Below are 18,033 nucleotides of genomic sequence, written 5' to 3'. Positions count from 1 at the left end.
GCTGCTTGAGGTCGTCGGCTCCGAGGCACCCCCCAACCCTATCGACTTGCGATCCGGAATCGATTCCGCCTATTCTCTGAAACGGAATCAATTCCGCATTGAGGGGGCAATGTCATGCTCAACGGACGGGTGGCGCTCGTCACCGGAGGCAGCCGCGGCATCGGTGCGGCGATCGCACGCAGGCTGGCGGCCGAGGGCGCGGACGTCGCGATCACCTACGCCCGCGCCGGGGAGAAGGCGCGGGAGGTGGTGCGGGAGATCGAGGCGGCCGGTGGCCGGGGCCTCGCCGTACCCGCCGAGGCGACCGACGCGACGGCGCTGGCGGAGGCGGTCGAGCGCACCGTCTCCACACTGGGCGGGCTGGACATCCTGGTGAACAACGCCGGGATCGCCCCCTACGGCCCGATCGAGGACTTCACCCTGGAGGAGGTGGACCGGACGCTGGCCGTCCACGCGAGGGCGTCGTTCCTGCTGGCCCAGGCGGCGGTCCGGCACATGGGGGACGGCGGGCGGATCATCAGCATCGGCAGCAGCCTGGTCGAGCGGGTGACCTCGCCCGGCTGGACGCTGTACTCGATGAGCAAGTCCGCGCTCATCGGGCTCACCAAGGGACTGGCCCGTGACCTCGGGCCCCGGGGCATCACCGTCAACCTCGTCCACCCCGGCTCGACCGACACCGACATGAACCCGGCGGACGGGCCGGACGCGGAGGGGGAGCGCTCCTACACGGCGCTCGGCCGCTACTGCGACCCCGACGACATCGCCGCGACCGTGGCGCACCTGGCCGGGCCCGGCGCGCGCAACATCACCGGAACCTCCGTCACCGTGGACGCCGGGACCACGGCCTGACCGCGGCCCCGGCGACGGGTTACCTGGACCTGACCAGGGAGAAGGAGCCCTTGACGAGGGAGACCATCTGGGGGGCGGCCCGCTCCTCGGGGAGGGCCTTCCTCTTGTCGTAGGCCAGCGCGGTGACGACGTAGGTCTTCCCCGAGGCCGAACGCCCGAGGTAGGCCAGGTCCAGCAGGCCGGGCTCCGAGCCGCCCTTGAACCAGACGGTCGGCCACTTCTTGGCGTCGAGGCCCAGGCCGTCGAAGCCGGACAGCGTCTCGTTCAGGGTCTTGGAGTTCAGCCTGCTCAGGCCCACGTAGGCGCGGCAGATGTCACGCGGGGAGCCGAACCACTCGATCGTGTCGACCTCGCGGGGCGTGGTCCACGGCTTCATGCCGGAGCCGTCCTGCTTGGCGACGACGTCACGCAGGTACTTCCGCTTCTTGGCGGTGCTGAGGCCCAGGTAGGTCCTGGCCTGCCGGGGGTGGTCGATCCCCTTGAGCAGGAAGAGCTCCCTGGTGGTCAGGAAGGGGATGTTCAGCTTGGGGTGGTCGGACCACTGGCGGACCTTGGCCTCGACGGCCCTGCGGCCGACGGTGTGGATGAGGATGTCGGCCGCGGTGTTGTCGCTGATCGAGATCATCAGCTTGGCGGCCTCGCGCACGGTGACCTTGCTGTTGTCCGGGCGCTCCCACAGGCCGCCCTCGCTGGGGCTCTTCCACTCCGGCTTGATCGTGAGCTCGGTGTCCCAGCTGAGCTTGCCGTCGCGGACCTTCTCGGCCACCGCGCCCAGCACGTAGAGCTTGAAGATCGAGCCGAGCGGCCTGGGCTTGTCCACGTTCACGCCGTGCACGACCTGGCACCGTCCCCGGGAGTCGATCTCGGCGGCGAGGAAGCCGACGTTCGGTGCGACCGAACGCATCCGGGCGTCCAGCTCCCGCCAGTTCTTCGGGCCGGGCGGCAGGGGCTGCGGCTGTTGGACCCGCAGGCTGTTGATCTTCCCGTCGTCGTCCACGGAGAGCGTGACGACGTAGTCCTCGCCGCCGAGCTTCGCCGTGCCGTACAGCGACGTGGGGTCGGCCTCGTTCAGGGTCTGCAGCGTCAGCCCCTTGAGTGCGGCGACGAACTTGTTGATCTCGTCGGGGGGGACCTCCTGCAGGAAGCCGGCCGCGAAGTGCTCCCGCAGCTCGCTCTCGGGCAGGGGGGCGCGGGACAGCGCGTCGAGGAGCCAGGTCAGCTGCCTGCCCGCCGGGGTGTCCGGGATCCGGGGGGCGGCGGCGACCGTCAGAGCGGTCCCGGAAAGGGTTACGGAAGAGGTGGCGGCCACGCTCTGCCCTCCGGCGGCCACGGTGCTCACCGGAACGACGGTCGCGGCGAGGGCGAGAGCGAGCATGCGCGTCGATCTGAACGGCGGTCTCACGAGGATCTCCTTGGTGGGAGGCGGGTTCTTCCGGCCGCACCCTCGGCGGCCTCGATTCGAAGGTAGGGACGGCGGGACCTGCGGGAACACCCGGCCGTCCTCCGTTTCCCGAGGTGAGGCAGACTGCATCGGATGTGTGGACAACCTCATGGACGGCGCCCCGTCCCGGGCGGCAGGCTGCGGTCATGACCCGTGTGATTCCGCCCGCCGCCCTCGCCGGGGCGATGGCCGCCGTGGCCGCGGGCGGCATCGTCGCCGGCGGGGTGCTGGAGACCGGCTTCCCCGTGCCGCTGAGCGTGTGGGCGTTCGTCGCCGTATGCCTGATCACGCCCACGGTCGGCTGGCTCATCGCGGCCAGACGGCCGGACAACGTCTACGGCTGGCTGCTGCTCGTCGCCGCCGACTGCCTGGGGCTCGGCGCGTTCGGGGCGGGCCTGCTGATCAGTGACCCCACGCTGCGGGGACCACTGGCCGTCGTCGCCGTCGTGCTGAGCTCGCTCTTCACCGTCTTCTACGGGCTGACCTGGGTCTTCGTCCCGCTGCTCTTCCCCGACGGCCGCCTGCCCTCACCCCGCTGGCGGGTCGGGGCGTGGATCGCGGCGGTGGCGATCACGGTCCACTGGGCGGGTCTTCTGCTGGGCGCGGACGCGGTCTACGAGTCCATTTTCGCCAGGGGCAACCCGATCGGTCTCAAGGGCACACCCGGCCTGGTCGCCGCCCTGGCGGGTGCGGTGGGGCAGGGGGTGGTCTACCTGGTCGCGCTGGCCGTGCTGGTCTCCCTGGTACTGCGCTGGTGGCGTGCCGACGTCGCGGGGCGCCGCGTGCTCCGCTGGATGATCGCCGGGCTCACGGGCACCCTGGGCGGGTTCCTGCTGATCACGTTCTTCGGGCCCAGCGATTACGGCGCCGGCCTGGGGCTGGGGCTGTTCACCTCCATCGCCGCGCTGCCCATCGTGATCACCATGACCGTGTTCAGGCACCAGCTCCTCGACATCAGGATCGGCATCAGGGGACACCGGATCTTCCTGGTCTTCGACCTCAGACCGACGGTCGACGAGCTGCTGACCGAACTCGGCCCGTCGCTTGAGGAGACCGAGCCGGTCGAGCAACTGGGCAGGCTGGCGGGGGCCGTACGGGCGGGGCTGGAGACCAGCTGGGCGGCCGTGGAGCTGGCGGACGGCACGCGGGTCGTCGCGGGCGAGGAGGACGGCGAGGCCGCGCTCACGGTTCCCGCCGGGCTCGGGCGCATCGTGTGCGGCCCGAAGACGGTGGGGCGGCTGACCTCGGAGGACCGCAGGCTGCTCGGGGCGCTGGCGGTGCCGGTCGGCCTGGCGATCCAGAGCGTGGGGCTGGCCGCCAGGCTGGTCAACGCCCAGGAGGCCGAGCGGCGGCGGATCGAGCGCAACATCCATGACGGGGTGCAGCAGCAGCTCGTTGCGCTGATCGCGGGCCTGGAGCTGGCGCGGGCGACGGGTGGGGACGCGCGGACCATGACCCTGCTGCGCGAGGAGGCCAGGCAGACCCTGACCGACCTGCGGGAGCTGGCGGCGGGCATCCATCCGTCCGTGCTCAGCCAGGGCGGGCTGGTCGAGGCGGTCGAGGAGCGCTGCTCACGGCTGCCGACGACCACCACGGTGATCGCGGACCCCGGGCTGCGCGCGCGCCGCTTCCCCGACGAGGTCGAGGGCGCGCTGTACTTCACGGTGAGCGAGTCCATCGCCAACGCGCTCAAACACGCCTCCGCCTCCAGGATCGAGGTACGGCTGTCGCTGGAGGAGGGGAGGCTGCAGGCCGTGGTCTCCGACGACGGCAGAGGGTTCGAACCGGCCACGGCGGACCGCGGGGGACTGGCCGCGCTCGCGGACCGGATGAACGCCCTCGGCGGTGGGCTGAGGCTGGCCAGCGCCCCGGGGGAGGGCACGGCGGTACGGGCCTGGGTGCCCGCCTGAGTCCTCCGGCCGAAGGCCCCGGCCGACGGTCTCAGCCGAAGACCTCGGGCGGCGGCACCGGCACGACCACCGGGTCGCCGTCACGCAACGGCCTCGCCCCGGCGACGAACCTGGTCAGTTCCTCCCCGGACAGGCAGCGGGCCACGGTCAGGCCGCTCGCGGCCCTGCGGGTCAGGTCGGCGTACGGCAGCGCGACGCGGGAGGCGGCGACGATGAGGTTGCCGAAACGCCGCCCCCGCATGATGCCGGGCTCACCGAGCAGGGCGACATGGCCGAAGGAACCGCCGATCGTGGCCAGCACCCTGCGCGCGAAGGCGAGCCCCTTGCCGTCGGCGACGTTGACGACCAGCGTCCCCGCGGGCCGCAGGACGCGCGCGACCTCGGCCATGTACTCGACGCTCGCCAGGTCGAGCGGCATTGTGGCGCCGCTGAACGCGTCGAGCACGAGCAGGTCGGCCGAGGCGTCGGGCAGGGCGGCGGTGGCCGTACGGCCGTCGAGGATCCTGACCTTGAGCCGGGGCACCGACTTGAGCCTGAGCTGGTCCCTGACCAGCTGGACCAGACCGGCGTCCGGCTCCACGACGATCTGCCGGGACCCGGGCCTGGTCGCCGCCACGTAGCGGGGCAGGGTGCACGCGCAACCTCCCACGTGCACGGCGTCGAGAGGTCCCTCGGGAAGCAGGTCGACCACGACGGCCATCAGCTGGACGTACTCGAAGTCGAGGTAGGTGGGGTCCTCCAGGTCGACGTAGGACTGGGGCACGCCCTCCTTGGAGACGACCCACCCCGAGGGCCTGTCCAGGTCCTCCAGCAGGTCGACCTCGCCGAAGCTCACCGGATAGCGGCCGGGCATCGGCCCCTCCGGTTTCCGCCTGATCACTTTTGCCCCACTTTCCACTTCTGTTCCTGTACAACCGAGAGGACACATCTGGGAGAAACCGTATGCGTACTCGACCGGTCCTCGTGCTCGTCGCCGTCGTGCTCATCATGATCGGCGCGGGCGTCTACGTGCTGCTGCGGCCGACCGGCGCGCAGGTGCGCGCCGTGGGCCCGGGGCCCGAGGAGACGGGCCGCGCCTACCTGGCCTCCTGGCAGGACGGCGACCTCAGCGAGATGGGCCGGATGGTCGTCTCGCCGCCCGCCGATTTCGCCCAGCGGCATCTGGACTTCGCCCAGGACCTGGACATCGAGTCGGTGAGACTCGTCCCGGGCACGCTGGTGCGCGGGGACGGCCTGCACGCGGAGTTACCCTTCCACGGCGTCAGGAAGGTCAGGAACCTCGGCGACTGGCCGTTCGAGTCGACACTGCGGATGGTCCTGCGCGAGGGCCGCTGGAGGGTGGTGTGGCTGCCGGAGACGCTCCACCCGGCGCTGGCGGGCGGCGGCAGGATCGCCTTCAAGGAGATCCCCGCGCCGGAGACCGAACCGGTCACCGGTTCGGGGGCGCCGCTGCCGCAAGACAGCGGGGCGGAGGGCTACCGCGGGCTGTTCGGCGCGGGAGCCGAGGAGACCACCGGCTACGCCCTTGAGGCGACGGCGGCGGACGGGAGCAAGAGGGAACTGGCCGTCTTCCGGCCGCCGCACGTCAAAAAGCTCAGGACGAGCCTGTCCCGCCCCGTCCAGGCCGCCGCGGCGCGGGCGCTCGACGGTGTCGACCACCCCGCCGCCATCGTCGCGGTACGGCCAGGCACCGGGGAGGTCCTGGCGGTGGCCGACCGGCTGGGCGAGGGCAACGGCGGGCAGAGCGCCTTCCGCGGGCTGTATCCCCCCGGCCCCGCGTTCAAGGTGGTCACCGCGACCGCCCTGCTCTCCGAGGGGCTCACCCCGGCGACACGGGTCGGCTGCCCGCGGACCTACACGCCCCCCAAGGGCAGGATCTTCCGCAACGCCGCCGACCACCCGGCCTCGGAGGCGGTCACCCTGACGACGGCCTTCGCGCTGTCGTGCGACACGGCCTTCGTCGAGCAGGCGGCGGCCCACCTGCCCTCGAACGGCCGGGGCCTGGTGCGGGCGGCCGAGCTGTTCGGCTTCAACGCGGAGGTGCCCGGCCTCGGCGAGTCCTGCGGCAGGATCACGCCGCCCGGCGACGTCGACGAACTGGCCTCGGACGCCATCGGGCAGGGCTCGGTCGTGGCGAGCCCGCTGTGCATGGCGCTGGTCGCGGCGGCCGTACAGGACGGTTCCTGGCACGGGCCGGTGCTGGTCCCCAGCCGGTCGTCGCGGGTGCGGCAGGTCTCCCGGCGGGCCTCGTTACCGGAGGCCACGGTCACCGCCCTGCGGTCCATGATGAGGGCGGCCGTCGCCGACACCACCGGGACCTCCGACGGCGCCGTGTCCGCCGACGGAACCCGCGGCCTCCCTCCGGGTACGGCGGGCAAGGCGGGCACCGCGCGGGCGGCGGACGGGCGGGAACACGCCTGGTTCGTCGGCTACCGGGGCGACCTGGCCTTCGCCGTCCTCGTCGAGAACGGCGGGGAGGCGGCGGTCCCCGTCGCGGCCAGGTTCCTCAGAGCCCTGTGACGATGTCGGGCAGATCACAACCTACGGAGACGTAACCTACGCTAGCGTAGGTTCATGGTCACGACCACCGCCGAGGGCCTCGCTCTCCCCGGGGGCGCCAAGCCCCGCCTGCGGGGCTGGTTGCACGCCGGAGCCCTGCCCGTCTCCCTCATCGCCGGATTCGTTCTCGTCGCCCTGGGGCCGACCCTCCAGGCCCGGCTGGCGGCGGCCGTCTACGCCGTCACCTCCGGCCTGCTCTTCGGCGTCTCGGCCACCTACCACCGGAGCACCCTCTCCCCGCGCCTGGCCGGGGTGCTGCGCCGCCTCGACCACGCCAACATCTTCCTGATCATCGCGGGCACCCACACGCCCTTCGCGATGCTCGCCCTCGACGGCCCGGCCAGGACCGCGGTCCTGGCCGTGGTCTGGACGGGGGCCCTCGCGGGCGTGCTGTTCAAGGTGCTGTGGACCTCGGCCCCCCGCTGGCTGTCCACGGCGCTCTACATCGCCCTCGGCTGGACGGCCGCCCTCGTCCTCCCCCAGCTGCTCGCGGGAGCCGGGGCCGTCGCGGTCGCCCTCGTCCTGACCGGCGGCCTGCTCTACACCGCGGGCGGAGTCGTGTACGGCACACGCCGCCCCGACCCCTCGCCCCGCTGGTTCGGCTTCCACGAGGTCTTCCACGCCCTCACCGTCGCCGCCTACCTCGTGCAGTACGCCGCGGTCTTCCTGGTGGTCTACACGGCGGCGTAGGGTGCCGTACATGACGACGATCAAGGAGCTCGCGGCCGAGCGCTATGTCTCCGTGACGACCTTCAGGAGGAACGGGGCCGCGGTGCCCACCCCCGTGTGGGTCGCGCCGGACGGTGAGGGGCTGGTCGTCTGGACGGTCGCCTCCTCGGGCAAGGTCAGACGCCTGAACGCCGATCCGCGCGTCGTCCTGGCGGCCTGCGACGTGCGGGGCAACACGCGGGGCGAGCAGGTCGAGGGACGGGCCTCGGTGCTGCCCGCGGAGGAGACCGAGCGGGTGCGCCGGCTGATCCTGCGGAAGTACGGCCTGTTCGCCAGGGTCCTGATGATCGTCAGCAGGTTCCGCAGGGGCGAGCACGGTACGGTCGGTGTCCGGATCGTCGGCGAGGCCTGAACCGGTCACAAGAAGGCGACCGGTCCAGGTCACTGTTTGAGCCGCTGCTCAGGCCGCCGCTTGAGTCAACTGTCCGAGCCGCTGCTCAGGCCGTGGCACCGGCCAGGCGGCGCGCCGCGAGTTCGGCGTAGAGCGTGGCCCCGTCGGGCAGCACCGCGTCGTCGAACTCCGCGTCCGGGGCGTGGTTGTAGGCGGCCCGCTCCGGATCACGGTCGGCCGGGCACGCGCCGAGCGCGACGAACACCGAGGGGATCTGGTCGCAGACGTAGGAGAAGTCCTCGGAGCCGGTGAACGGGTTCGCCGCCTGCCGGAAGCGCTGCTCGCCGTAGACCTCCCTGACGGTCTCGGCGACGAAGCAGGCCTCGCCGGCGTCGTTGACCGTGACCGGATAGATCCCCTGGTAGTCGGCCTCGACGTCCAGCCCGTGGGCCGCGGCGATGCCCCTGACCAGGGTGACCGTCCGTTCCTGGAGCCGCTCCCGCGCGGACGGGGAGAACGACCTGATCGTCACCGCGAAGCGGGCCTCCTCGGGAATCACGTTGCTGACCGTGCCCGCGTGGAAGCTGCCGACAGTGACCACCACCGGGTCGAAGACGTCGAAGCTCCGCGTCACCATGGACTGCAGCGCCAGGACCATCTCGCACGCGGCGGGGACGGGGTCCTTGGCGCGGTGCGGCGTCGAGCCGTGACCGCCCGCGCCGCGCACGGTCACCGTCAGCTCGTCGATGGCCGACATCATCGGGCCACCCTTGGTGAGGAACGTCCCCTGCGGAAGCATCGCGCTGGTCACGTGCAGGGCGTAGGCCGCGACAGGACGTTCGCCCGCCGCGTCGAGCGTTCCCTCCTCGATCATGAGTTTGGCCCCGTCGTGCCCCTCCTCGCCGGGCTGGAACATGAAGACCACGTTCCCGGCGAGCCGGTCGCGCCCCGCGGACAGCAGGTGCGCGGCCCCGGCCAGCATGGTGGTGTGCAGGTCGTGACCGCAGGCGTGCATCCTGCCCTCGAACCGCGAGGCCGTCACCCCGCCCGCCCCGGGGCGTTCGGAGACCGGCAGGGCGTCCATGTCACCCCGCAGCAGGACGGTCGGGCCGGGAAGGGCTCCGCGCAGCACCGCGGTGACGGAGCTGAGCCGTTCGCCGAGCCGTACCTCCAGAGGGAGACCGGAGATCGCCTCCAGCACCTTCTCCTGGGTGCGCGGCAGGTCGAGGCCCAGCTCGGGCTCCCGGTGCAGGGAGTGCCTGAGGCGGACCAGCTCGTCCCGCATGTCGGCGGCGGATTCACGAAACGACATCGATCATTCCTTCTGGCGGCTCGACGAATTGATCGCACGATAACCCGATTTAACCGGCCGGTGGTCTCGTCTTGTCCTGTTGCCGGATAGGAATCCCCGAGGAACGGGGAGGTCACATGGAAGAGCTGGCACGCACCTGGTGGGTGTATCTGGCCCGTGGTGTCTGCGCGATCCTGTTCGGCGTGCTGGCGCTGATCTGGCCCGCCATCACCGTCCTCGCCCTGGTCGTCGTCTTCGGCGCCTACGCCATCGTGGACGGTGTCTTCGCCCTGTTCGGCGCGGGCAGGGGAGCGGGCCTCGGTTCCCGGGGATGGATGATCTTCTACGGCGTCGTCAGCATCCTGACGGGCGTCGCGGTCTTCGTCTGGCCGGGCATCACGGCCCTGGTCCTGCTGTTCTTCATCGCGGCCTGGGCCGTCGTCACCGGCGTCCTGGAGATCGTGGCGGGGATCAGGCTGCGCGGGACCGCGGCGAACGAGTGGATGTTCGTCATCAGCGGCGCGCTCTCGGTGCTGTTCGGCGTCCTGCTGTTCATCCGGCCGGCTCCTGGCGCGCTGGCCCTCGTCTGGCTCATCGGCATCATGGCCATCCTGTACGGCATCGCCCTGGTGGCGCTGTCCTTCCGGATCAAGGGGCTCGCCTCCCGGTGGCGAGGGCCCTCGGGCACCCCTCGCGTCGTGTGATCCAGGACAATCTCCCGAAAAATCAGCTTCTCCGCGTAATGTCTCCATATAGAAGTGTCATTTACGGGGAATAATCCCTTCGAATCGCTATGGGGGAGACCTGTGGAGGGGACATGGACGTGCACGACCGCCTCGCTCGACATCTGCTCGTGGACGGCTACCGGCTGGTCCTCGACCTCGACCGGAGCAAGGGCTCCCGGCTCGTCGACGCCCGGACGGATCGCCGCTACCTGGACTTCTACACCTTCTTCGCCTCGGCGCCGCTGGGCCTGAACCCCTTCGACGACGACCCCGAGTTCCTGGCCCTGCTCGGCAGGATCGCCGCCAACAAACCCGCCAACTCCGACCTCTACACCGGCCACCTCGCCGACTTCGTCGAAACGTTCGACCGCGTGCTCGGCGACCCGGAACTCCCGCACCTGTTCTTCGTCGAAGGCGGAGCCCTGGCCGTGGAGAACGCGCTGAAGTGCGCCTTCGACTGGAAGAGCCGGCGCAACGAGGCGGCGGGCCGTCCCAGGAGCCTCGGCACCAGGGTGCTCCACCTCACCCGCGCCTTCCACGGCCGCAGCGGCTACACCCTCTCCCTGACCAACACCGACCCGGTCAAGACCGACCGCTTCCCGATGTTCGACTGGCCCAGGATCGAGGTGCCCGCCATCCACTTCGGGAACGTCGAGGCGGCCGAGACGCGGGCACTGGCCCAGGCGCGGGCCGCCTTCGAACGCCACCCGCACGACATCGCCTGCTTCATCGCCGAGCCCATCCAGGGCGAGGGCGGCGACAACCACATGCGCCCCGAGTTCCTGCAGGCCATGGAACGCATGTGCCACGAGTACGACGCCCTGTTCGTCATGGACGAGGTACAGACGGGCGCCGGGGTCACCGGGACCCCGTGGGCGCACCAGCAACTCGGCCTGCGTCCCGACATCGTGGCCTTCGCCAAGAAGATCCAGGTCGGCGGGATCATGGCCGGCCGCAGGGTCGACCAGGTGCCCGACAACGTGTTCCGCGTCAGCGGCCGGATCAACTCGACCTGGGGTGGCGGCCTGGTCGACATGGTCCGTTCCCGCAGGATGCTGGAGATCATCGAACGCGACGACCTGATCACCCGCGCGGGCGAACTCGGTCAGGACCTGCTCACCTCGCTGCAGAAGATCCAGGCCCGCTTCCCCGGCCTGGTCCGCAACGCCAGGGGTCGCGGCCTCATGTGCGCCTTCGACCTGCCGGACACCACCGCCCGCGACCGCCTGGTCGCCAGGCTCAGGCGCGAGGAGGGCGTGCTGGTCCTGCCCTGCGGCGACCAGTCGGTACGGCTGCGCCCCGCCCTCTCGGTGACCGCCGAGGAACTCGCCGAGGGCACGAACGCCCTCACCAGAGCCCTGGAGGCCTCCCAGGACCTTCGCCTCTCCGCGTGACGGTGTCTCTTTGCGCCGCCTTCGGCGTCGCGGGCTTGGGCGCCCCGGGTCGGTGCTTTCCCTCGTCACTGCGTCGCTTCGCTCCTGCGTTCCTCAGTCCAAGCACCGACGCGCCCAAGCCGGACACTCCTCATACTTGGCGCCGGTAAAGCACAAGATCAAGATCTTCACGCACGGCGTTGGCGGCCCTCAGGGGTTCGGGGTCGTGAAGGGTTTCGGTTGGGGGTACCGGTGCTGTGTGTGAGGAGTGTCGGTTCGGGCGTGCCGACGCTTGGACTGAGGAGCGAAGGAGCGCAGCGGATGAGCGACGAGGGAAAGCGTTGGCCTGAGGCGCCCGAACCCGCGCCGCCGAAGGCGGCGCCTATATCTCAGTACGGCTGCGCCACAGTCCTATGGCCGTCATCCGGGAGTCGGCGCCGAGTTTGGCGTAGATCCGGTTGACGTGGTTCTTCACCGTCTTCTCGCTGAGGAACAGGTGCTGGGCGATCTGCGAGTTGGAGCAGCCGGTGGCGATCAGCTCCATGACCTCGGTCTCACGCCTGCTCAAGCTCGCCGCGACTGTGGGTTCGGCGTCGAACGGTGCGTCGTCGACTCTCATACGGCCTCCGTTGCAGCAACACGTTCAGGTCGCCGAACCCCCCCGTCTAACGGCGTAGCGATAGCAGCGAGCATAACCCGCGACATCCGTCTTTGGTGGACAAGTCCGGAGTGATGAAAAACGCAGAACGGCCGGTCCTTGGGGACCGGCCGTTCTCATGGGGTGAGCGAAGGGACTTGAACCCTCGACATCCAGGACCACAACCTGGCGCTCTGCCAACTGAGCTACGCCCACCATGTCTGCCGCAGCAGCACATGAAAAGTGTAGCGGTCTTTGGGAGTCGTTTCGCCCCTGGTTTTCGCGCGTCGCTCAGGTGGCGGTGGCCGAGATCGTCTCCGCGAGCTCACGGGCCGTCGCGGAGTCGGGTCCCGGCTGGGGCACGAAGACCGCCGCGCGGTAGTAGCGCAGCTCGCGGATGCTCTCGGTGATGTCGGCCAGCGCGCGGTGACCGCCCTGCTTCTCCGGCGAGGCGAAGTAGACGCGGGGGTACCACCGCCGGGCGAGCTCCTTGATCGAGGACACGTCGATCATCCGGTAGTGCAGGAACGTGTCGACGGCCGGCATGTCGCGCGAGATGAACGAACGGTCGGTGGCGATGGAGTTGCCGCACAGCGGGGCCCGCTTGGGCTCGGGGATGTGCCCCTTGATGTAGTCAAGGACCATGGCCTCCGCCTCGGCCAGCGTGACGCCCGTGCTCAGCGTCTCCAGCAGACCCGAGGCGGTGTGCATCTCACGGACGATCTGCGACATCTGCTCCAGAGCCTCGGGCGGAGGCTTGATGACCACGTCAACGCCCTCGTCGAGCTGGTTCAGCTCACCGTCCGTGACCACACAGGCCACCTCGATCAGCGCGTCTCGGCCGAGGTCGAGCCCGGTCATCTCACAGTCGATCCAGACCAGCAGGTCACTCATAGCCTTCAGGGTAGTACTCCCGTCAGGAGACCTTGAGCGACTTGACCACCCGGTCGGCGAGAGAAGTGTCCAGATTGTCGGGGATGGAAAGGTACATAAGCGCGGGCCTCCTGCCCTCGCCCCGGTCCACGATCACGAAGGCGGCCCGTTCCTTCTTCCACTTCCAGCCGTTGGCCTTGGACTGGGCGGAGAAGTCGAGGTCGAACATGAACAGCCAGCCGTCCCGGCCGCTCACCTTGATCGCCTCGTCCTTGACGACCTTCCGATCGTGTTCGGGGCTGTAGTAGGCCGCCTCGGTCGCGTGCAGCAGTGTCGCGGCGATCCCGCGCATGCTGGGGACCCCGTCATAGCCGTATTTGTCGGGGAGCTCACCGGTGAGGATGTTGCCGAGCCACCTGCCGCCCTTGCCGTCGTAGTCGTCCTGGGCGACCGCCAGGGTCCCGCTGTTCCAGGTGAAACCGAGCGGGTCGGTGCCCGCGTTCGCGGGGATCTGCCAGGGGGAGCCGGGGAAGGCGTAGGACATGCCGCTCACCGGGTCCTGGATGCGCCCGTTCTGCGGCCGGGGGAAATCGGACGCCTCCGGCGCGGGAGTCTCCTGCGGAGGCTCGGTGGTCTCGGGCTCGGTCGGGAAGGGGGTGGGCTCCTGCGTGGGTACGGCGGGCGGCAGGGTCGGGTCGTCCGCGGTCGGCCTGGACGTGGGGTTCGCCAGGAACATGACCGCGGCCACGACGACGGCCACCAGGATCACGGCTCCGCCGCCTCCGAGGATCCAGGGCCACGGGCTGCTCTTACGCGGAGTGGTCCCCGGCGGGAGGCTGTACCCCCCGGCGGGCAGCTGCATCGTGTTACCGCCCCCGGGCCCGCCGCCCCAGGAGGGCTGCCCCTGCGGTGCCTGGCTCTGCGCCCCGTTCCACTGCGCGGTCTGGCCCACCCCCTCAGGGGGTCCCGAGGGGGGTCCCGAGGGGGGTGAGAAGGAGGGCGTCTGGCCGGACGGCGCCGCGAAGGGGCTGGTCTGCGGCCCGGTGGGCCCGCCGGGAACGGGGGGACCGGCAGGCGGTCCGGCGGGCTGGGCGGGGGACTGGGCGGGCTGGGGGGCGGGTTGGGCCGGAGGCTGGGCGGCGGCGCCGGTCTGCGGGTGCGTGGGCTGGGGGAACGGGCCGGTCTGCCCCGTCGGCTGGGCGAGGGGCGCGGCCTGCCCCTGGGGAGAGGTGTCCCTGGGGTGCGTGGCGTCGGTCCACTGGTTGCCGTCCCACCACCGCAACAGCGGTGAACCGTAGGGGTCGGGGTACCAGCCGGCAGGGGTCTGCGTGGTCATGGCCGTCAGAGTAGTAAGAACCGGTTAGCAGTGCATTGCGGTGGCTTGGGAGGCTTAGGGGCACTTGTAGGTGAAACTTGCCTTGTCCTGGACCTTCTGTCCCCCGGCCAGCGGGGAGAGCAGCCGCAGCGTCGCCGTTCCACGGAAGCGGCCCTCGCCCTTGACCGTCCACTCCAGGCTCACCTCGTGCGAGGCCGCCCCGGAGGGAACGGTGTCGGTCTGCTCGATCGGGGTCTTGCGGTCGCTGCGCCGCCACTCGTAGCGGATCTCCCCGCCGGAGCCGTTCGTGGCGAAGACGCCCGTGATCCTGACCGTCGCGTCGCACGCCTGCTGCTTCTTCGGCGCGCTCACCTCGACGCCGGTGACCGCGAGCGGGGTCGCCGAACCGCGCAGCAGCCAGACCGCCAGGACACCGACGACCATCAGCGCGAGGACCACGGTGGCCAGCGCCGTACGGCGGCGCCTGCGTCTGGCGGCGATCCCGAGCGCCCGCAACCCGTCGGAGGGCTGTTCGGTCCGTTGCCGGTCACGGCCCGCCCGCCAGATCTGCGCCGCCGTGGTCTCCGGCGGCACGCCGGGACCGAAGCGCATGACGACGTTCTCCTGGGCGGCGGTCGGCACGTCGGCCCGCAGCAGCGTGACGACCTCGCCCTCGTCGGGGACGGGCACCGGCGGAACGTTCGCGGGTAGGAGGCCGGGGGCGGGGCGCAGCCGTACGGCCTGGGCGAGACCGTTCCTGGTCAGAGAGCCCGCGGGCAGCGTGTCCTGCCCGGAGAGCAGCACGTCACGGGCCCGGCCGAGCCCGTCCGCGTCGGCGACGGCCGCGGCCCGCTCGAACAGGGTGGCGGCTCCGGGGTCGGCGGCGGCCCAGTTCGCGGCCAGGCCACGGGCGAGCGCGGCCCAGGCGGCCGCGTCACGGCCGGGGTGGGCCGGGCGTCCGTGCAGCGCGTCGGCCAGCCCCCGTTCGGCGAGCAGGGCGGACCCGTCGGCGGAGATCACCACGGTGTCCGGGCGCAGCGCCCCGTGGGCGAGCCCCGCGGCGTGCAGGGCGAGCAGGGTCCGCGCGGTCTCCAGCAGCACGACGGCCGCCTCACCCGCACCGGGACCAGGAGCGCCTGCGGGCGCGACGAGCAGGTCGGCGAGGGTGGGGCTGACCGGCTCGCCGGTGAGCAGCCAGATCTCCCGCCCGGCCGAGACCAGGTCGGTGACCGGGACCAGCCCGGTCAGGCCCGCCTGGATCAGCGCGCGTTCGGCGAGCACCGCGGCGACCAGCCGTTCCCGCGCCGCCGGGTCCGAGGTGAAACGCGGGTCGAGCCTGAGCGCGCCCGCCTGCCGTCCGCCGGGCGCGGTCGCCGACGACCACGTTCCCGGTTCACCGGTACGGCTCTCGCCGGTCAGCAGGAACCCTGCGACGTTCCCCCGTTCGATGTCCATGACCTGTTCCGCCGTTCTCTAGCGCACGCGCCGCCTCCGGTGGCGACCGGCCATCCCGCGCCTCACCGCCAGTGTGATGGGCACGGTGCCGCTCGTCACCAGGCCGAACGCCAGCAGCGTCACCGGGAAGGTCTCGGGAGGCGTCGGAGACGCGCTCAGGCTCGGAGGCGTCCCCCCGTCTGTCGAGGTCTCCGTCGGCGACGGGCTGCTCGGCGTCGGCGTCGGGGTCGGAGTCCTGGTGGGCCTGGGGGACGGCGACGACGGGGAGGCCGTCTTGGTCGGCGTGGGGGTCGGCGTCGGCGTCTTGGACGGGGCCTTGGTCGGAGTGTCCGAGGTGTCGATGGAGGAGGTCTCCTCCTCCTCGGAGGCGGTCGGCGTGGGCTTCGGAGCCGGGCTCTTGGTCGGCTTCCTGGTACGGGTCGCCGACGGCTTCGGCGTGGGTTTGGGCGACTTGGACGGGACGGCCGCCTGGGTCGGCTGGACCGGTGGGGGAGGCGCGGCGGTCGTCGCGGCGGGAGTCGGAGTGGGGGCGGGGCTTGAGGCCTTGTGCGTGGGTTTCTTCGACGGCGTCGGAGTGGGGTCGTCGGGCTGGTTCTCGGGAAGCAGCGACTCGTCCGTCTCGGGGGGTGCCGAGTAGACCAGGCTCTGCGGCGTGATCGCGGTGCTGCTCGCGGAGTTGACCAGCACGGCGGTCACCCCGCCGATCACCGCGACGCACCCGACGCCGACCAGGATCTTGACGCCCATCTTGCCCAGGGACGACGACGCCCTGCGGCGCGCGCCGCCGCTTCTGAGGTTCGTCTCGGCGACGGAGGAGGAACCGGTGCCGGTCTTGGGGGCCTCGACAGGGAACAGGGCGGGCAGGAGCGCGGCGAGACCGGCCAGGCGGCGGCGCCCCTTCTCCTGCCAGTCGCTCCCGTAGGCGTCGGCGGCGACGGCCTCCAGTTCGGTGATGAAGGCGGCGGCGGTCGGCGGCCGGTCCGCGGGATGCTTGGCGAGTCCCCGCTCGACCAGGCCCTGCAGCGCGGGCGGCACCTCCTCGATCGGCGGCGGCGTGACCTGGTGCTGCCTGGCCAGCGCGGCGACGTTCGACGCCCGGAACGGCCGGGCGCCCGTCAGGCACTCGAAGAACACGGCCGTCGCGGCGTAGACGTCGGTCGAGGGGCCGGAGGGTGAGCCCGTCCACTGTTCGGGGGCCATGTAGGGAGGCGTGCCCGCGGGGGTGTCCCCGTCGCCCGAGCGGATCGCGATGCCGAAGTCGACGAGCTTGCTCGTCCCGTCCGCCTCGACCATCACGTTTTCCGGCTTGAAGTCGCGGTGCACGACGCCCGCCATGTGCGCGGTCGACAGGCCGAGGAGGGCTCCCTTGAGCACGACCAGCGCCGCCTCAGGCCCGGTCGGCCCCTCCGAGCGCAGGATCGCCCGCAGCGGGACGCCGTTGACCAGCTCCATGACGATGGCGGCGCCCTCACCGGTCTCCACGTAGTCGTAGAGCCGTACGGCGTGCGGGCTGTCCAGGGTGTTGAGCACCCTGGCCTCGTGCCGGAAACGCGCGACGAACCCGACGTCACCCCTGAGTTCGTCGGACAGGTACTTGATCGCGACCTGCATGCCGTCGACCTCGTGCCGCGCCATCACCACGCGTCCGCCGGCACCGGCTCCCAGCTCGCGTATCTCGGTGTATCCGGGGACTCGCCAGCCTGATGACGTGCCGTACATGCGGTCTCCTCAGTTGCTTGGGCCCCCACCCACAACAGGCGAACCGTAGCTTAGCCGGAGATCGCGAAAATTTACTCATGAATCACAAATCAGTCTCGGAAGGCTGGGAGACCCGGTAGGTCGCGGCGAACGGCCCCCGTTCGCCCGCCTTCCTACCGTCCCGGCGCGGGCCGGGAGGAGACGTGCTCGGGCACCTCGACCTCGGACGTCATGGCCGGATCGGTCTCCGGCGCGCCCCACGACAGGCGCAGCGGCAGCACCCCGGCCCAGACCGGCAGCGCGTAGTCCTCGGGCTCGTCGCTCGGCGGGCCCTGCCGTACCTTGACCGACGCCTCGGTCAGGGAGAGGGCCACCACGGCGGTCGCGGCGAGCTCCTTCCTGGTCGGCGTGCGAGCCGCGTCCCACTGGCCGGGGGCGAGCTGCTCGGTGATCGCGCGCAGGCCCGCGAGGCGCTCGTCCTCGTCGAGCACGAGACGCGGGCGGCCGTAGATCATCGCGGACCGGTAGTTCATCGAGTGGTTGAAGACCGACCTGGCCAGCACCACGCCGTCCACGTGCGTCACCGTCACACAGACCTCGCCGGTGCCGCGCAGGGAGACCGAACCGGTCGAGCCGTGCAGGTAGAGGGTGTCGCCGACGCGCCCGTAGCCGGTCGGCACCACCCGGGGAGCTCCGTCGACCACGACCCCCAGGTGACAGATGAGCCCGGCGTCGAGCACGGCGTAGAGATCATCGCGGGAGGTACGGCCCCGCTCCTTGGAACGGTTGAGCGTGGTGCGTGAGGTCGTGGAGAGCATGCCCCCTACCCTAGGAAGAAGTGGATATC

16 protein-coding genes and 1 tRNA gene are annotated in these 18,033 nt (G+C 71.2%); 7 read left to right on the top strand and 10 right to left on the bottom strand.

What is annotated here, in order from left to right:
* Positions 1-114 precede the first annotated feature (114 nt).
* The gene (locus ABZ463_RS06670) at positions 115-849 is read left to right on the top strand and encodes a 3-oxoacyl-ACP reductase family protein (RefSeq protein WP_362773746.1); all 735 of its coding nucleotides are present in this window, start codon (positions 115-117) and stop codon (positions 847-849) included.
* Positions 850-868: 19 nt separating this feature from the next.
* Here ABZ463_RS06670 and ABZ463_RS06665 read toward each other — a convergent pair whose 3' ends face one another.
* Complete coding sequence (locus ABZ463_RS06665) at positions 869-2,251, bottom strand: serine hydrolase (RefSeq protein ID WP_362773743.1); 1,383 nt, start codon at positions 2,249-2,251, stop codon at positions 869-871.
* A gap of 185 nt (positions 2,252-2,436) precedes the next feature.
* Here ABZ463_RS06665 and ABZ463_RS06660 point away from each other — a divergent pair, with 185 nt between their 5' ends.
* The gene (locus tag ABZ463_RS06660; RefSeq protein ID WP_352010508.1) at positions 2,437-4,200 is read left to right on the top strand and encodes a histidine kinase; all 1,764 of its coding nucleotides are present in this window, start codon (positions 2,437-2,439) and stop codon (positions 4,198-4,200) included.
* Positions 4,201-4,231: 31 nt separating this feature from the next.
* On the opposite strand, the gene ABZ463_RS06655 is transcribed toward ABZ463_RS06660, so the two are convergent.
* On the bottom strand, positions 4,232-5,053 hold the full coding sequence (locus ABZ463_RS06655) for a fused MFS/spermidine synthase (protein ID WP_352010509.1): 822 nt from the start codon (positions 5,051-5,053) through the stop codon (positions 4,232-4,234).
* An 89-nt stretch (positions 5,054-5,142) separates the two neighbouring features.
* On the opposite strand from ABZ463_RS06655, the gene ABZ463_RS06650 reads away from it, so the two are divergent.
* The 3 genes from ABZ463_RS06650 to ABZ463_RS06640 are packed head-to-tail and all read left to right on the top strand — an operon-like array spanning position 5,143 to position 7,840.
* Positions 5,143-6,720 (top strand): penicillin-binding transpeptidase domain-containing protein, encoded by a 1,578-nt coding sequence (locus ABZ463_RS06650; RefSeq protein ID WP_362773740.1) that lies wholly within the window; start codon positions 5,143-5,145, stop codon positions 6,718-6,720.
* Positions 6,721-6,774: 54 nt separating this feature from the next.
* Positions 6,775-7,449: a hemolysin III family protein gene (locus tag ABZ463_RS06645; protein WP_362773737.1), complete on the top strand. Its 675-nt coding sequence runs from the start codon at positions 6,775-6,777 to the stop codon at positions 7,447-7,449.
* Between the two features lie 10 nt (positions 7,450-7,459).
* Positions 7,460-7,840: a PPOX class F420-dependent oxidoreductase gene (locus ABZ463_RS06640; protein ID WP_352010512.1), complete on the top strand. Its 381-nt coding sequence runs from the start codon at positions 7,460-7,462 to the stop codon at positions 7,838-7,840.
* Positions 7,841-7,925: 85 nt separating this feature from the next.
* Here the strand turns inward: ABZ463_RS06640 and ABZ463_RS06635 are convergent, their stop codons facing one another.
* The gene (locus ABZ463_RS06635; protein WP_362773734.1) at positions 7,926-9,131 is read right to left on the bottom strand and encodes a M20 family metallopeptidase; all 1,206 of its coding nucleotides are present in this window, start codon (positions 9,129-9,131) and stop codon (positions 7,926-7,928) included.
* A 116-nt stretch (positions 9,132-9,247) separates the two neighbouring features.
* Between ABZ463_RS06635 and ABZ463_RS06630 the strand changes: the two genes are divergently transcribed.
* Positions 9,248-9,814: an HdeD family acid-resistance protein gene (locus tag ABZ463_RS06630; RefSeq protein WP_362773731.1), complete on the top strand. Its 567-nt coding sequence runs from the start codon at positions 9,248-9,250 to the stop codon at positions 9,812-9,814.
* A gap of 113 nt (positions 9,815-9,927) precedes the next feature.
* Positions 9,928-11,229, top strand: coding sequence for an L-lysine 6-transaminase (lat, locus tag ABZ463_RS06625; RefSeq protein WP_352010515.1), 1,302 nt, complete (start codon positions 9,928-9,930; stop codon positions 11,227-11,229).
* A 361-nt stretch (positions 11,230-11,590) separates the two neighbouring features.
* Here lat and ABZ463_RS06620 read toward each other — a convergent pair whose 3' ends face one another.
* The 7 genes from ABZ463_RS06620 to ABZ463_RS06590 all read right to left on the bottom strand — a co-directional run bounded on the left by ABZ463_RS06620 (position 11,591) and on the right by ABZ463_RS06590 (position 18,004).
* Entirely contained in the window at positions 11,591-11,827 is a 237-nt protein-coding gene (locus ABZ463_RS06620; protein WP_362773728.1) for a LuxR C-terminal-related transcriptional regulator, read from the bottom strand.
* 158 nt (positions 11,828-11,985) lie between these two features.
* Positions 11,986-12,061: transfer RNA gene (locus ABZ463_RS06615), tRNA-His, on the bottom strand.
* A 75-nt stretch (positions 12,062-12,136) separates the two neighbouring features.
* Entirely contained in the window at positions 12,137-12,739 is a 603-nt protein-coding gene (gene orn / locus ABZ463_RS06610; protein ID WP_352010517.1) for an oligoribonuclease, read from the bottom strand.
* A 22-nt stretch (positions 12,740-12,761) separates the two neighbouring features.
* Positions 12,762-14,054 (bottom strand): DUF2510 domain-containing protein, encoded by a 1,293-nt coding sequence (locus ABZ463_RS06605; protein WP_362773725.1) that lies wholly within the window; start codon positions 14,052-14,054, stop codon positions 12,762-12,764.
* Positions 14,055-14,108: 54 nt separating this feature from the next.
* The gene (locus ABZ463_RS06600; protein ID WP_362773722.1) at positions 14,109-15,488 is read right to left on the bottom strand and encodes a hypothetical protein; all 1,380 of its coding nucleotides are present in this window, start codon (positions 15,486-15,488) and stop codon (positions 14,109-14,111) included.
* A gap of 18 nt (positions 15,489-15,506) precedes the next feature.
* On the bottom strand, positions 15,507-17,207 hold the full coding sequence (locus ABZ463_RS06595) for a protein kinase (protein ID WP_362773719.1): 1,701 nt from the start codon (positions 17,205-17,207) through the stop codon (positions 15,507-15,509).
* A gap of 152 nt (positions 17,208-17,359) precedes the next feature.
* Positions 17,360-18,004 (bottom strand): pyridoxamine 5'-phosphate oxidase family protein, encoded by a 645-nt coding sequence (locus ABZ463_RS06590; RefSeq protein ID WP_352010521.1) that lies wholly within the window; start codon positions 18,002-18,004, stop codon positions 17,360-17,362.
* Positions 18,005-18,033 lie beyond the last annotated feature (29 nt).

Source organism: Streptosporangium sp. NPDC020145 (assembly GCF_040631275.1).
GTDB lineage: Bacteria > Actinomycetota > Actinomycetes > Streptosporangiales > Streptosporangiaceae > Streptosporangium.
The sequence above is the reverse complement of the archived record's forward strand: the minus strand, read 5'-3'. Positions and strand labels throughout refer to the sequence as shown.

Coding starts and splice junctions, on each gene's coding strand:
- ABZ463_RS06605 (WP_362773725.1), bottom strand. CDS start 14,054: ATGACCACGCAGACCCCTGCCGGCTGGTACCCCGACCCCTACGGTTCA.
- ABZ463_RS06600 (WP_362773722.1), bottom strand. CDS start 15,488: ATGGACATCGAACGGGGGAACGTCGCAGGGTTCCTGCTGACCGGCGAG.
- ABZ463_RS06590 (WP_352010521.1), bottom strand. CDS start 18,004: ATGCTCTCCACGACCTCACGCACCACGCTCAACCGTTCCAAGGAGCGG.
- orn (WP_352010517.1), bottom strand. CDS start 12,739: ATGAGTGACCTGCTGGTCTGGATCGACTGTGAGATGACCGGGCTCGAC.
- ABZ463_RS06640 (WP_352010512.1), top strand. CDS start 7,460: ATGACGACGATCAAGGAGCTCGCGGCCGAGCGCTATGTCTCCGTGACG.
- ABZ463_RS06635 (WP_362773734.1), bottom strand. CDS start 9,131: ATGTCGTTTCGTGAATCCGCCGCCGACATGCGGGACGAGCTGGTCCGC.
- ABZ463_RS06620 (WP_362773728.1), bottom strand. CDS start 11,827: ATGAGAGTCGACGACGCACCGTTCGACGCCGAACCCACAGTCGCGGCG.
- ABZ463_RS06595 (WP_362773719.1), bottom strand. CDS start 17,207: ATGTACGGCACGTCATCAGGCTGGCGAGTCCCCGGATACACCGAGATA.
- ABZ463_RS06650 (WP_362773740.1), top strand. CDS start 5,143: ATGCGTACTCGACCGGTCCTCGTGCTCGTCGCCGTCGTGCTCATCATG.
- ABZ463_RS06670 (WP_362773746.1), top strand. CDS start 115: ATGCTCAACGGACGGGTGGCGCTCGTCACCGGAGGCAGCCGCGGCATC.
- ABZ463_RS06660 (WP_352010508.1), top strand. CDS start 2,437: ATGACCCGTGTGATTCCGCCCGCCGCCCTCGCCGGGGCGATGGCCGCC.
- ABZ463_RS06645 (WP_362773737.1), top strand. CDS start 6,775: ATGGTCACGACCACCGCCGAGGGCCTCGCTCTCCCCGGGGGCGCCAAG.
- ABZ463_RS06655 (WP_352010509.1), bottom strand. CDS start 5,053: ATGCCCGGCCGCTATCCGGTGAGCTTCGGCGAGGTCGACCTGCTGGAG.
- lat (WP_352010515.1), top strand. CDS start 9,928: ATGGACGTGCACGACCGCCTCGCTCGACATCTGCTCGTGGACGGCTAC.
- ABZ463_RS06630 (WP_362773731.1), top strand. CDS start 9,248: ATGGAAGAGCTGGCACGCACCTGGTGGGTGTATCTGGCCCGTGGTGTC.